Below are 13,084 nucleotides of genomic sequence, written 5' to 3' on the forward strand. Positions count from 1 at the left end.
ATTGGTATCAAGATTTTAAATACCTATCTTTGCGCCACGAAACAAATCCATCATAATGAACCATCCTGTAAAGATTAAAAATGCATTGGTTTCAGTCTATTATAAAGACGGCCTCGCTCCTTTAGTTGAATTATTAAACAAATACGGTGTTACTTTCTATTCCACTGGTGGAACAGAAACATTTATCAAAGATTTAGGTATAGATGTTGTTCCAGTTGAAGACCTCACCAGCTACCCTTCTATTTTAGGAGGTCGTGTAAAAACCTTGCATCCAAAGGTATTTGGAGGAATTCTGGCGCGCCGCCCACTAGAATCTGATCAACAGCAGCTAGCCCAGTATGAAATACCCGAGATCGATTTGGTTATTGTGGATTTGTACCCATTTGAAGAAACTGTTGCTTCCGGTGCAGCCGAGCAAGATATAATCGAAAAAATAGATATCGGTGGAATTTCATTGATACGCGCAGCCGCTAAAAACTTTAACGATGTCGTTATTATCTCTTCCAAAAATGATTACAAAGCGTTGGAAGAAATATTAGCAAACCAGGAAGGTAACACTTCATTGGAGCAACGAAAAGAATTTGCTAAACGTGCATTCAATACGTCTTCACACTACGATACAGCAATCTTTAACTATTTCAATCAAGAAAATCCACTTCAGGTATTTAAACAATCTGAGCAAAAAGCACAAGCGTTACGTTATGGTGAAAATCCGCATCAAAAAGGAGTTTTCTTCGGCGATTTGGACAAAATGTTTGACAAATTAAACGGTAAAGAACTATCATACAACAACTTGGTTGATGTTGATGCTGCCGTTGCTTTGATTGATGAGTTCACAGAACCTACATTCGCGATTTTAAAGCACACAAATGCTTGTGGAGTTGCCTCTCGAACAACAATCAAACAAGCTTGGTTAGATGCTTTAGCATGTGATCCTGTTTCAGCTTTCGGTGGAGTTTTGATTACGAACGGTCAAGTTGATGCTGCAACAGCTGAAGAAATTAATAAATTATTCTTCGAGGTATTAATTGCCCCTTCTTATTCAGAAGAAGCGATCGCTATCCTTACGGCAAAGAAAAATAGAATTATTTTGGTTCGTAAAGACGTTACATTACCGGGACAACAGTTCAAAACTTTATTGAACGGCGTTATACTTCAAGACAAAGACAATACGATTGAAGGCCCTGAGCAAATGGTTACTGTAACGACAGTAGAGCCTACTGCGGAGCAGCTGCGGGATCTTTATTTTGCAAATAAAATTGTAAAACACACCAAGTCAAATACAATTGTATTTGCTAAAAATGGCACTTTATTAGCATCAGGAGTTGGCCAGACTTCCCGTGTCGACGCATTAAAACAAGCTATTGAAAAAGCGGTCTCTTTTGGTTTCGACCTAAAAGGCGGTGCAATGGCATCAGATGCCTTCTTCCCATTCCCTGATTGTGTGGAGATCGCTTCGGAAGCTGGAATAGCAACCGTGTTACAACCTGGTGGTTCAATTAAAGATCAGCTATCAATAGACATGGCTAACGAAAAAGGAATTTCCATGGTGACGACAGGTGTTAGACACTTTAAACATTAAGCAGATTCCAACAATTTATAAAAAAAGCTACCTTTAAAAAGTAGCTTTTTCTATTTATCTAGTTTTCACAGACATATTTGGAGCGCTTATACTGTTCCATCTCAGTACTGAGTTTGCGAATTGCATATCCAACAATAGCCACATCATCAATCCATCCACCTACCAGAATAAAATCAGGAATTGCATCGATCGGAGAAACAACATATACAATCGTTCCGATAATAATCGATAGGTTCCATTTATCCATTTTATACTTTCCTGTAATTGTATCCTTGCACATCGCAATCAATACATTGAAATCATCCATGTAGCCCCCTAGATTCCTAGCTTTTGCCTCTGCTTGCACAAACTCGGACTCCGTAATCTTACGGTGTCTGAACTGCTCAAACATACCTTTCGCAATTCTTTTGATTCTATTGTTCATATTTCAAAATTAGTATTACTAATTTAACAATCCAAATCCCTAGATTCAAGCAGCGCTATACTAAAATTTACGTCGCCCGCTAAAGGGGCATTTCTAAGCGGTCAATTGATCAATATGTACAGCCATTCAGGTAGCACCTATTTGCATTTATAATTGAATTATTAGAATTTGACCGGAAGAAACAACAAAGACCAAACATAATTTTTATTATTTTTACAGATCGCTGTAGCAAAGTGTATCTTATCTCCGTATAATAGACAACACAAGCGCAATGTGTTTCACACAAAAAAATAGATTTTAATATTACACGGTTATGAAAAACTATAGATTTTTTAATTTTATTGCTATTGCATTAGCTGCTTTCTTTCTAACAAGCTGCCTAAAAGATAATGATGATCAACCAATTCCTGGTGCATTATTTACGATGGTTAACGGCTATAGCGATGCTAATGCAGTTATTTATTACGCAGACGGAGGAGCACTTCAAAACCCCAATTATCCATTGGGATTCAAAAGTTATGCACAAGTAGGCTTATTTACGGGAGCACGTAAAATAGCAATTTCTGCCGAATATAACAGCGTCTTAACAGATACAACGGTTACAATCAAAGATAGCACCATATATACATCCTTTTTATTTGGAACTAAAACCAAACCCATACAAGTAATCACTACGGATAGAATTAATAAGGATATTAAAAATACGGAGACCGGTTTACGCTTCTTTAATTTTGCTGAAGGTACAGATATGGTTAGCTTAAAAATAGGCGATCAGACTTCTCCTTCAGAATGGACAAATAGAGCAAAGGAAACTCAGAATTCGGCAAGTGCTCACGAGGGATTTATCGCTCAAAAGAGTGGTACATTCACTGTCACAGCTCGTGATAAAGCAGGCAAGACCATTGCAACACGTAGCGATATTAAATTGGCAGAAGGTTATTATTATTCGTTGATACTCATCGGGAAAGCAAATGATGAGAAGAAGCCGTTATACATTGGTTTAGTCGCTCAAGCTGCAAATTAAAATACCCATATCTATATACTTTTTATAACAGCGGCCGTCATGTAAACATGATGGCCGCTGTTTTATTTTTAGTCTATACCGTAATATTAAGGATTTTCTTTAGGTGCCACTTTAGAAATAACATAAATATCCTCATTATCCTTTTTCATCTTATACTTCTCACGCGCAATACGCTGTACTTCCTGCGGATTTGATCGAATATCATTAATTGTTTTGATGATCGCCGCATTTTCCTTCAGATAGAAAGATCGCTCACTCTCTAAATTTGCTTTTTGCTTTTGATAGCTATACTGCGTGGCAAAGTCATTTCGATCAAAAAATAACATCCACACGAGAAAAGCCAAAGCGGCTAACAAATACTTATTTCTTATTAAAGACCACAATCGTTGCATAAGACAAAAATACTATTTAGCTTTTATACTTAGGATATTTTCTTCAAAAGTTGAACTTCTTTAATTAAAGATATGGAATAATATGTTCAAAGTCATCATATACATAGAATAATCTTATCTTTAACAGTTCAAAAACGATCATTTCAATGAAATATCCGTTCGTGAGACTAAACGGAGTTTTAACGATAAAAAGGATATTCCATATGATCATTAAAGAATAAATCATTGACATATGAAATACTATCTTATTGCAGGTGAAACTTCAGGGGACCTACACGGTGCCAATCTTATTAAAGCGTTAAAAATTGAAGACCCTCATGCGACTTTCCAAATCGTTGGAGGAAATCTTATGCAAGCAGAGACTGGGAAAAAAGCGCTGATACACACTTCAGAAATGGCTTTTATGGGCTTTATCGAAGTTTTGAAAAACCTGCATAAGATATCAAAGAATCTCAAACTTGTCAAAAATGATCTGCTAAAAGAAAAACCGGACGCTGTTATTCTGATAGATTTCCCTGGTTTTAATCTGAAAATTGCTGATTTTGCAAAAAAGCATGGAATCAAAACATGCTATTATATTTCCCCTAAAGTGTGGGCTTGGAACCAGGGACGTGTAAAGAAAATCAAACGTATCGTCGACCATATGTTTTGTATTCTTCCTTTTGAGGTCGACTTTTACAAAAAGTGGCGCATGCCGGTTGATTACGTGGGCAACCCACTATTAGATGCAATTTCAAACTATAATTTCAATCCAAAATTTAGAGAGCAGCACGGCTTTTCAGAAAAACCGCTTATCGCACTTTTACCAGGGAGCCGGGAGATGGAAATTGCAAGCCTCCTTCCAATCATGGCAGAACTCCCCTTTTTCTTTCCCGTCCATCAATTTGTAATTGCAGGCGCCCCAAATTTTGAAGAAACCTATTACAAGCAGTTCTTTAAAGGTATTGATATTCCAGTAATCTTTGATCAAACCTACGATATTCTCAATAACGCAGATGCAGCTGTCGTTACAAGTGGAACGGCCACACTTGAAACAGGCATACTCAAAGTACCTCAGGTTGTTGTCTATAAAGCCAATCCAATATCGGTATGGATAGCAAAAATAGTCATCAAGGTCAAATTTATCTCATTAGTGAATCTAATTAATAATTTCCTCTCAGTGAGGGAATTGATTCAGGAGGATTGTACTGCATACGATATTTCCTATGAAGTAGGAGAACTGATTAATAATAAAGAGCATAGAGCAAGTGTGATGGAAAACTATGATATTCTGGCAGAAAAGCTAGGTTCTCCTGGTGCTTCGGAAAAAACGGCCAAATTGATCGTAAAATATCTCGCTAAAATTTAAACTCTTTTGCCTTTAATTTGTCAAACACTAGTAGTCACAATTAATTAAAGCTTTATGAAATCTAAAATTATTCTAGGCTTTTTTCTTTGCTTTGCAATGGCCTTAACAGGAAAAGCACAAGAAACACAACATATTTCTAAACTGGAAATTGGCAAAAAGGCAAAAAAAAATATCGATAGCAGGGACTCTACGGTTGTTATGCATATTGATACCTTGATCATGAAAGATAATTCTGCCCTATCTTTCTACGGCAAGAAAAATGTAAAACTAACCATTGGTTATGCTGAAATTGGAAATAAAGCAACGATTTATGGGACCGATGGAAAGAATAATGGTGCCAACTTTGACATCAATGCTAATTTCCAAAAATTGGGTTCCCTTTATATCATTGCAAAAGGAGATGACGCTTTCAATGGGACCAAAACCTTTCCGAATGGAAATGGGGGAAAAGTCAAAGTCAATTTAATTGACGGAAGTATAAAACCGCAAACAACAAATAAGAAAGCTACTAATTATATTTATGGTGATGTAGCAGCAGGCGGTCGAGCCGTCAATGCAAACACAGACTTGAGAAACATCTATGATCGGATTAAAACCGCTCCCACCGGATTGAGAGGCTTGCCTCAGGGACAGATTTATTCTGGAAGCCCTGGAACTGAAGGAACATTTGAACTTATTTCAACGCAATAAGAATATTGTTAAATCATAAAAAGCCGTATTATTCTTCTATAGTACGGCTTTTTTATCATTTCTATATTTTATTACCTACATCCTCTTCTTTTAAGTTCGTAGGCCAATACTAATCGAGTCATCCGATCATATCGCGCGATGCCTTCCTGTTGATTGTTGTGTTTCAGGTACTGATTATAAAATATTCCCATCACATCGTCAACCCAACCCGTATACTGACTCCAGAAATACCTTTCTTTTTCCATATCGTTCAATACTTTCACACTTAATCTTCTCTTATAATCTTTTCCTAAATCAGGATACATGTTCTGAAGTTCACGTAGCATATAAAGCGTCGTCTGTAGATAAGCTGAGTATCGATAAAAAGCTTGGGGATGTTGCTCTAAGCGCACAAAAGCAATAAAATTTGCCTCATCTTCAAAACCAATCCCTTGCTGGTGTGCAAGTTCGTGTACCGTTGTAAAGGGGATAAAGGTTACAGGCATTACAGTATTAACCTGTGATTCGTGTGTAAATGGATTAAAATAGCCTGAAACCCCAAAAAGAGAAACTATTCTACTATTTAGCGGAGATTTTGCTCCGATGTGCCCGCTTGACAGGAAATCTCCGAAAGTCGTATCCTGTCCTACCCATTTATTCAAGTCCTCTTGAATTGAATCTTTATGCTCTTCCCACTGCGATGGATCCACAGTTTCCCGTAAACTATTTGTACTATCCAGAAATCTATTCAATACGACAAGATAGTCGGCCAGCTTTAAGCTATCAACTTGCAATTGTACATTTGTACTAATTGGTTTACGGTAATAATTCAAACCCCATGAGAGGTAAAAGAAAAAATAGAGCCCTAATATCAGATTGATGATAAACAAAAGCGAGCGAAAGGAATTTTTCCATCTTCCTTTCAATAAATTTCCGATCAACTTGACAGCCAAATAGAATAAAAATATAACAACTGCCGCATAAAATAGATCACCTATACTAAAAGGAATATAACCAAAAACAATTCTTGGCACATATCCATAAAGGCGATAAAAACCGCGCGCGTAAAATGCCTCAATCCACTGGCTATTTTTCTCGATCAAAGAAATAAGAAAAATCCCAATTAGAAGTAATACAGCAGTGAAAACAGCTATTTTATCGCGCTTTTCCATTCAATAAAATATAAAACGGTTAACTTTCGTTCTCAAAATAAAGCTTATAGTAGTTCATACCCTTATCCTCATCATAACCTTTCTCAAGATATTCACGTTTACCATGAACATAGATATGAAAATTCTTATCCAGCTTTAAAACAGACTTGTAAGAAGATTCCATTTTTTTTACCGCTTTATCTGCTATTTCAAAACTTGCCTGAAATGGAGAGTCAAATTCATCTTCAAAACCAGCTTTAAAGTCCTGAAATAAAGCAATCGCCTGCGGGTTGCCCAATACTTCCTCCTCAAACTCTTCCTGGACAAAAGTTTCCTTTTCCTTAAAGTAATTCATGGATTTGTTCATCAGATCAATCTTGTCCGCTTTCTCCAATTCAAATGTTTCGTCTAATTTTTCCTGAACAAAGTTTTTATACACTTTTAGATAATTACCTGTCTGGTTGAAATTGTCATTCCGGACGCGTAGTTGTAAAAATTCATCCTTCCAATACACCGCCTCCTGTTGACGATTTGTCTGATCGAGAACCAGCACCTTATAACCTTCTTCTTCTTCTACATTGATAATAATACAGCCTTTGTCCAGTTTATTGATATTGATCGCCTCCTGCTCATATTCCAGCATAAAAGCTCCTTGTTCCGGATACACTTTCAGATAGGTCTCCTTATTTTCGGATTTGAATATACCAATGGCATCATGTTCCTCTCCTTCTATCTGAACATTCTTTAAGGCAACAATATACACCTCGCCCCCCTTTATTTTTGGATGGCTAGATACTTCATAAAGGTGTTTTGAAATCTGTTGTGAGAAATCGTGAAATGGAAGCTGCTCTCTAAAATATTGTCTTACAAAATAAAAAACTTCATTGAGCTCCAACTCTTCATTAGGATGATATAGGCGGTATACCTCATTCACCTTCGCAAAAGGACTCATAAAATACTGCATCAACAATCCAGGTAACACTTCATCTCCTTCAAGAGAAACAGGTGCATCTGACAAAATATAAAATTCATCTTGTGCCTTATTGCCCACACGATGAACAGACAATGCTTCGAACGTCGCATCTTGGTGAAAAAACATATTCTTATCTTATAAATTATATAAATCTATTGCTATTTTAAAAGTCTGACAATGTGCATTGACAATATCTTTAATTTCGGGAGAATACCCTCCCCCCATACTCACCTGAACCGGAATATTGTATCCATGGCACATCTGAAAGACCAATTCATCCCGTCGGCTGCAGGTCTCGGGACTTAAACCTAATTTCCCCAGTTTATCTGTTTTCAATATATCCACACCGGCCTGGTAAAAAACAAAATCTGGTTCAATCCGCCTAAACAAATCGGATAAACTATCTTCCAATAATACCAGATATTCCTGATCCCGAATGTTATCTGCTAAGCCAATATCCAGATAAGAACGCTGTTTTACAAATGGATAATTTTTCTCGCCATGCATAGAAAAAGTAAATACCTGTTTATGCCCCTCAAAAATATGGGCAGTACCATTTCCTTGATGCACATCAAGGTCTATGATGAGGATGCGGCTAGCGTATCTGTGCTTCAGCAAATAGCCCGCTGCAGTAGCTTGATCATTCATCAAACAGAAGCCTTCGCCAAAATCATAACCTGCATGATGCGTCCCCCCGGCGATGCTAAAAGCAACACCATACTCAAGGGCATATTTAGCACTTTGAATTGCTCCTTCCAAAATATAACGTTCCCGATCAACAAGACTTTGGCTCAACGGAAAACCTATTCTTCGGATCATTTTAGTATCTAGGGTCAAATCAAATAGCTGTTTGACATAGACTGGATCATGCACCAGGCAACATGATTCAAAGCTCGCAAGTTCAGGACTGAAAAAATTAGACTCGTCCGCCATCCCCTCATGTTTTAACTGTAAAGGAATCAACTCGTATTTCAGCATCGGAAAACGATGCCCCTCTTTGACAGGGTGAACAAATTCTGAACGAAAAGCTATCTTAAGCACCTTAAATCTAATATTACTCATGCGAAGATAAGAAAAAGATCTTTTGGAGTTATAGGAGAAAAAGGGCATCTTTGAGAAGGAACAATCCGGCAAGCCAATGTTATGTTGCCATAACAGCATACTTGCATTCGATCATAAATTTATATTCTTGAAAATAAATGGAAACAACTAATTTGCCCCAATTGTCTGCCATGGAACAACGTGTGCTAGGCTCACTAATCGAAAAATCAAAAGTAACCCCAGAATATTATCCGATGACGATCAACAGCTTACAAGCTGCTTGCAACCAAAAAACTTCCCGCAAACCGGTTGTACAATATAACGAAGAAGATATTGTCTCTACTTTAGACTTATTGAAGAAAAAGGGATTAATATCGACAGTTGTTGGTGGTGGATCTCGTGTGACCAAGTATAAACACAATTTTGCTATCCAATTTCCACTCATCCCGTCTGAATTAGCCATTATCTGTTTATTGCTTCTCAGAGGACCAATGACTGCGGGCGAAATCAATTCGAATTCGGGTCGGCTTTATGAATTTGAGTCATTGAGGGAAATAAATGAACAATTGGAAAAATTGGCACAAGAAGGCTATCTTAAGTCCTTACCTAAACAAATGGGCCATAAAGAAGTCCGCTACATCCATTTATTAGGAGAAATCAATCTGGAGGCCTATGAAAATAGTGGTCCAGTGAGCAGCTCCTCGAACGACCAGATCTTACTCGATCGAATTGGACAATTGGAACAGGAAGTTACAACTTTGAAACAGCAATTTCAGGATCTCTGGGATGAATTACATTAATTGCTCATGTCGCAAACAATAGATTCCAAAAACGAAATACCCAAAGCAACCCTATGGCTGATGACCATCGCCACAGGCTTAGTTGTCGCCAATAATTATTACAATCAACCACTATTGGGCTTGATTGCCAAAGACCTACATATTGACGAGGCTATGGTCAGTAATTCGGCCATGTTAACGCAGATCGGATATGCCTTTGGCCTGTTACTAATCGTTCCTTTAGGGGATATGTTTAAAAGAAAGAAAATGATCTTGATCGATTTCTTTTTCATTATTTTTTCTTTGGTAGGCATGGCCATGTCCACTTCTATCCTATCCATATTGCTATTCAGCTTTCTGATAGGTTTCACATCTGTTATTCCACAGGTTTTTGTGCCCATGGCAGCCGAACTTGCAAGCAAAGAAAAGCAGGCTTCAGCGATAGGTATGGTTATGTCGGGTCTGCTGATCGGTATATTACTCTCTAGAGTTGTAAGCGGGTTTATTGGCTCCTACTTCGGATGGCGCGAAATGTATTGGATAGCGTCAGCAATTATGGTCATTACAGCCATCACCATCGCATTCAAGCTACCAGAGGTACTGCCTAATTTCAAAGGTTCTTATCGCGAATTGATGCGATCAGTCTGGAACTTTGCCAGGAAACAACCTGTATTACAGTTGGCAGCATTTCGTGGTGCCATGGGATTTGGGGCTTTCTCTGCTTTTTTTACGACACTTGTATTCCACCTGGAAGGCCCTCCTTTCTTCGATGGGCCAGCAACCGCCGGAGCATTTGGACTTGTGGGGGCCTGCGGTGCGCTTGCAGCCGCTTTTGTAAACAGATTGACCATATATATCGGTAAAGCCAGAATTATCTTATACGCTATTCTATTGATGCTGCTTAGCTGGCTATTATTCGCCCTCTTCGGCAATTACTATTGGGGCCTGATCCTTGGTGTTATTCTCATCGATCTTGGCCTACAGTCGATGCATATCCTGAATCAAAGCGATTTCTATGCGCTAAACCTCGGGGCCAACAACCGACTAAATACCGTATATATGGTCAGCTATTTTATTGGTGGATCAACAGGCACTTTTTTTGCTGCACAAGCATGGCAACACTTCCAATGGCCCGGTGTTATTTTCGTAGGCACATGTTATACGCTGTTGGCCTTGTTGGCTCATCTATTATTTGATTATAAATTAAGAAAAAACTGATATGAAATTCGGCCAAGTAGAACATCCCGAGGAAATCGATTTTACCCTTCCTCCTACTACACCAGAAACCTTAACCTTATTACAGCACTTCAAAATAGACAAACCTTTTGAGGTATATGTAGGCTGTGCAAAATGGAATAAACAAGATTTAAAAGGCTTTTATCCCAGAGGTACAAAAGACGAACTTGCTTATTACTCCACACAGTTTAACAGCGTTGAACTCAATGCTACATTCTACAATTCACCTGGCATAGACCAGGTAGAGACCTGGAAAAAGAAAACACCTGCTAACTTCAAGTTCTTCCCTAAAATACCACAATCCATCAGCCATTTCAGCAGACTACTGAATACCGGTGATAAAGTAAAATTATTTACGGACTCCATTGTTCATTTCGATGAAAAACTGGGAATGGCTTTTCTTCAGATGCACGACAATTATAATCCAAAGGACATGGCCCGTTTAAAACTATTTCTTCATGACTGGCCAAAAGAGGTCCCGCTAGCGTTGGAAGTCCGAAATAAAGATTGGTTTTCCAAACTCGAAGTAACAAAAGAACTCTATGCACTGTTGGAGGAAACCAATGTGACCAATGTACTGGTCGATACTGCAGGCCGGAGAGATATGCTCCATATGCGCTTGACCACGCCGATTGCTTTCGTACGGTATGTAGGTGCAAATCATGCATCAGACTATGATCGACTGGATCAATGGATCGATGTGCTGAAACTATGGCGGGAAAACGGGTTGCAAAAATTGTATTTCTTTATCCACCAGAACATTGAGATAGAATCACCATTACTGGCGACGCATTTTATCAAAAAACTGAATACAACATTCGACTTGGATCTAACCTATCCCAACAAAAACACAGGAAATACTTTATTCTAAGACAGGATATCAGATCTGGTGCTAGAGGCAACGATAGAAAAGATCATTGAGGATATTTTGCACAAAAAAAAGCCGAAGTAGAAGATACTTCGGCTTTTTATATTAAAAATCAAACTTTAGCTTATTTTTTAGCGTATTTAAAGTTTTTACCGATGAAACGGGCATTACCACCCAATTCCTCTTCGATACGCAACAATTGATTGTATTTAGCCATACGGTCAGAACGTGAAGCAGAACCAGTTTTGATCTGTCCACAGTTCAATGCTACAGCTAAGTCAGCGATAGTCGCATCTTCAGTCTCGCCCGAACGGTGTGACATCACAGAAGTATAACCAGAATTTTGAGCTAAAGTAACCGCATTGATTGTTTCAGTCAATGAACCGATTTGATTTACTTTCACTAAAATTGAATTTGCTGTATGGGTATCAATTCCTTGTTGAAGACGTTTTGTATTTGTAACAAAAAGATCATCACCTACTAATTGAACATGGTCACCGATTTTGTCAGTCAATGTTTTCCATCCAGCCCAATCATCTTCAGCCATACCATCTTCGATAGAAATAATAGGATATTTAGCTGTTAATTCAGCCAAATAGCTTGCTTGTTCTTCACTAGAACGTACAGCACCTTTATCACCTTCAAATTTCGTATAATCGTATTTACCGTCTTTGTAGAACTCAGAAGAAGCACAATCCAACGCTAAACAAACATCTTGGCCTGGTTTGTAACCAGCGATTTCAATCGCTTTCAAAACTGTTTCGATAGCATCTTCAGTACCTTCAAAAGTTGGCGCGAAACCACCTTCATCACCTACTGCAGTTGAAAGACCTCTGTCATGTAAAATCTTTTTCAAGGTATGGAAAACCTCAGTACCCCAACGCAAAGCCTCAGAGAATGAAGGCGCACCCACAGGCATGATCATAAATTCTTGGAATGCGATAGGTGCATCAGAGTGTGAACCACCATTGATGATATTCATCATAGGAATAGGTAACGTGTTCGCATTTACACCACCGATATAACGGTATAATGGTTGACGTGACTCTTGTGCAGCAGCTTTAGCAACAGCTAAAGAAACACCTAAAATAGCATTTGCACCTAAATTTCCTTTATTCTCGCTACCGTCTAAATCAATCATGATTTTATCGATGGCATTTTGCTCGAAAACATCTACACCTTCTAGTGCTTTTGCAATTTTAGTGTTTACATTCTCAACAGCTTTCAAAACACCTTTTCCTAGATATTTTGACTTGTCGCCATCACGCAATTCTACTGCTTCGTGAATACCAGTTGAAGCACCTGAAGGAACAGCTGCACGACCAACAAAACCATTTTGTGTAGTAACATCTACCTCAATTGTAGGGTTACCGCGCGAATCCAAAATTTGACGCGCATGAACATCGATAATTAAACTCATCTCTTTATTAGACTATAATTTATTTTCATTACTTAGTGTAAATAAGACACACTCTTATCTACAGACATTTTTCACAATCAAATATAATAAAAAATGTATTTATTCCCCTATTTATTATGAATAAAATATGCCCCATCGGCATAACTGTTCAAATAAATACAATAAAAAACCCTTCAA

At 38.1% G+C, this 13,084-nt stretch carries 13 protein-coding genes; 7 read left to right on the top strand and 6 right to left on the bottom strand.

What is annotated here, in order from left to right; all coding sequences use genetic code 11:
• Window positions 1-55 precede the first annotated feature (55 nt).
• Complete coding sequence (purH, locus tag B3C94_RS19435) at window positions 56-1,582, top strand: bifunctional phosphoribosylaminoimidazolecarboxamide formyltransferase/IMP cyclohydrolase (RefSeq protein WP_293906786.1); 1,527 nt, start codon at window positions 56-58, stop codon at window positions 1,580-1,582.
• 58 nt (window positions 1,583-1,640) lie between these two features.
• Here the strand turns inward: purH and B3C94_RS19440 are convergent, their stop codons facing one another.
• Window positions 1,641-2,006: a YkvA family protein gene (locus B3C94_RS19440; RefSeq protein ID WP_293906788.1), complete on the bottom strand. Its 366-nt coding sequence runs from the start codon at window positions 2,004-2,006 to the stop codon at window positions 1,641-1,643.
• A gap of 313 nt (window positions 2,007-2,319) precedes the next feature.
• Between B3C94_RS19440 and B3C94_RS19445 the strand changes: the two genes are divergently transcribed.
• Window positions 2,320-3,030 (top strand): DUF4397 domain-containing protein, encoded by a 711-nt coding sequence (locus B3C94_RS19445; protein ID WP_293906790.1) that lies wholly within the window; start codon window positions 2,320-2,322, stop codon window positions 3,028-3,030.
• An 86-nt stretch (window positions 3,031-3,116) separates the two neighbouring features.
• On the opposite strand, the gene B3C94_RS19450 is transcribed toward B3C94_RS19445, so the two are convergent.
• Window positions 3,117-3,422, bottom strand: a complete 306-nt coding sequence (locus tag B3C94_RS19450; protein WP_286801294.1) for an FtsB family cell division protein — start codon at window positions 3,420-3,422, stop codon at window positions 3,117-3,119.
• A 232-nt stretch (window positions 3,423-3,654) separates the two neighbouring features.
• On the opposite strand from B3C94_RS19450, the gene lpxB reads away from it, so the two are divergent.
• Complete coding sequence (gene lpxB, locus B3C94_RS19455) at window positions 3,655-4,770, top strand: lipid-A-disaccharide synthase (RefSeq protein ID WP_293906793.1); 1,116 nt, start codon at window positions 3,655-3,657, stop codon at window positions 4,768-4,770.
• 54 nt (window positions 4,771-4,824) lie between these two features.
• Entirely contained in the window at window positions 4,825-5,460 is a 636-nt protein-coding gene (locus tag B3C94_RS19460; protein ID WP_293906795.1) for a hypothetical protein, read from the top strand.
• Between the two features lie 71 nt (window positions 5,461-5,531).
• Here B3C94_RS19460 and B3C94_RS19465 read toward each other — a convergent pair whose 3' ends face one another.
• From B3C94_RS19465 to B3C94_RS19475, 3 genes are read right to left on the bottom strand one after another with little or no spacing between them, the layout of a single operon-like run.
• On the bottom strand, window positions 5,532-6,611 hold the full coding sequence (locus tag B3C94_RS19465; RefSeq protein WP_293906797.1) for a DUF3810 domain-containing protein: 1,080 nt from the start codon (window positions 6,609-6,611) through the stop codon (window positions 5,532-5,534).
• A 19-nt stretch (window positions 6,612-6,630) separates the two neighbouring features.
• A complete protein-coding gene (locus B3C94_RS19470; protein WP_293906799.1) occupies window positions 6,631-7,689 on the bottom strand; it encodes a nucleoid-associated protein in 1,059 nt (352 codons plus the stop codon).
• A 9-nt stretch (window positions 7,690-7,698) separates the two neighbouring features.
• Entirely contained in the window at window positions 7,699-8,625 is a 927-nt protein-coding gene (locus tag B3C94_RS19475; protein WP_286767144.1) for a histone deacetylase family protein, read from the bottom strand.
• A 137-nt stretch (window positions 8,626-8,762) separates the two neighbouring features.
• Here B3C94_RS19475 and B3C94_RS19480 point away from each other — a divergent pair, with 137 nt between their 5' ends.
• The 3 genes from B3C94_RS19480 to B3C94_RS19490 are packed head-to-tail and all read left to right on the top strand — an operon-like array spanning window position 8,763 to window position 11,490.
• Complete coding sequence (locus B3C94_RS19480; RefSeq protein ID WP_293906803.1) at window positions 8,763-9,404, top strand: YceH family protein; 642 nt, start codon at window positions 8,763-8,765, stop codon at window positions 9,402-9,404.
• 6 nt (window positions 9,405-9,410) lie between these two features.
• Window positions 9,411-10,601, top strand: coding sequence for an MFS transporter (locus B3C94_RS19485; protein WP_293906805.1), 1,191 nt, complete (start codon window positions 9,411-9,413; stop codon window positions 10,599-10,601).
• Between the two features lies 1 nt (window position 10,602).
• Window positions 10,603-11,490 carry a DUF72 domain-containing protein gene (locus B3C94_RS19490; protein WP_293906807.1) on the top strand — a complete coding sequence of 296 codons (888 nt, stop codon included), beginning with the start codon at window positions 10,603-10,605 and terminating at the stop codon, window positions 11,488-11,490.
• 121 nt (window positions 11,491-11,611) lie between these two features.
• Here B3C94_RS19490 and eno read toward each other — a convergent pair whose 3' ends face one another.
• The gene (gene eno, locus B3C94_RS19495) at window positions 11,612-12,907 is read right to left on the bottom strand and encodes a phosphopyruvate hydratase (RefSeq protein WP_046675452.1); all 1,296 of its coding nucleotides are present in this window, start codon (window positions 12,905-12,907) and stop codon (window positions 11,612-11,614) included.
• Between the last annotated feature and the right edge of the window lie 177 nt (window positions 12,908-13,084).

Source organism: Sphingobacterium sp. UBA5670, from assembly GCF_002420705.1.
Classification (GTDB): Bacteria; Bacteroidota; Bacteroidia; order Sphingobacteriales; family Sphingobacteriaceae; genus Sphingobacterium.

Excerpts from the sequence above, each read along its gene's own strand:
- B3C94_RS19485 (WP_293906805.1), top strand. The coding sequence starts at position 9,411 with ATGTCGCAAACAATAGATTCCAAAAACGAAATACCCAAAGCAACCCTA.
- B3C94_RS19460 (WP_293906795.1), top strand. The coding sequence starts at position 4,825 with ATGAAATCTAAAATTATTCTAGGCTTTTTTCTTTGCTTTGCAATGGCC.
- B3C94_RS19480 (WP_293906803.1), top strand. The coding sequence starts at position 8,763 with ATGGAAACAACTAATTTGCCCCAATTGTCTGCCATGGAACAACGTGTG.
- purH (WP_293906786.1), top strand. The coding sequence starts at position 56 with ATGAACCATCCTGTAAAGATTAAAAATGCATTGGTTTCAGTCTATTAT.
- B3C94_RS19475 (WP_286767144.1), bottom strand. The coding sequence starts at position 8,625 with ATGAGTAATATTAGATTTAAGGTGCTTAAGATAGCTTTTCGTTCAGAA.
- B3C94_RS19490 (WP_293906807.1), top strand. The coding sequence starts at position 10,603 with ATGAAATTCGGCCAAGTAGAACATCCCGAGGAAATCGATTTTACCCTT.
- eno (WP_046675452.1), bottom strand. The coding sequence starts at position 12,907 with ATGAGTTTAATTATCGATGTTCATGCGCGTCAAATTTTGGATTCGCGC.
- B3C94_RS19445 (WP_293906790.1), top strand. The coding sequence starts at position 2,320 with ATGAAAAACTATAGATTTTTTAATTTTATTGCTATTGCATTAGCTGCT.
- B3C94_RS19465 (WP_293906797.1), bottom strand. The coding sequence starts at position 6,611 with ATGGAAAAGCGCGATAAAATAGCTGTTTTCACTGCTGTATTACTTCTA.
- lpxB (WP_293906793.1), top strand. The coding sequence starts at position 3,655 with ATGAAATACTATCTTATTGCAGGTGAAACTTCAGGGGACCTACACGGT.
- B3C94_RS19440 (WP_293906788.1), bottom strand. The coding sequence starts at position 2,006 with ATGAACAATAGAATCAAAAGAATTGCGAAAGGTATGTTTGAGCAGTTC.
- B3C94_RS19450 (WP_286801294.1), bottom strand. The coding sequence starts at position 3,422 with ATGCAACGATTGTGGTCTTTAATAAGAAATAAGTATTTGTTAGCCGCT.
- B3C94_RS19470 (WP_293906799.1), bottom strand. The coding sequence starts at position 7,689 with ATGTTTTTTCACCAAGATGCGACGTTCGAAGCATTGTCTGTTCATCGT.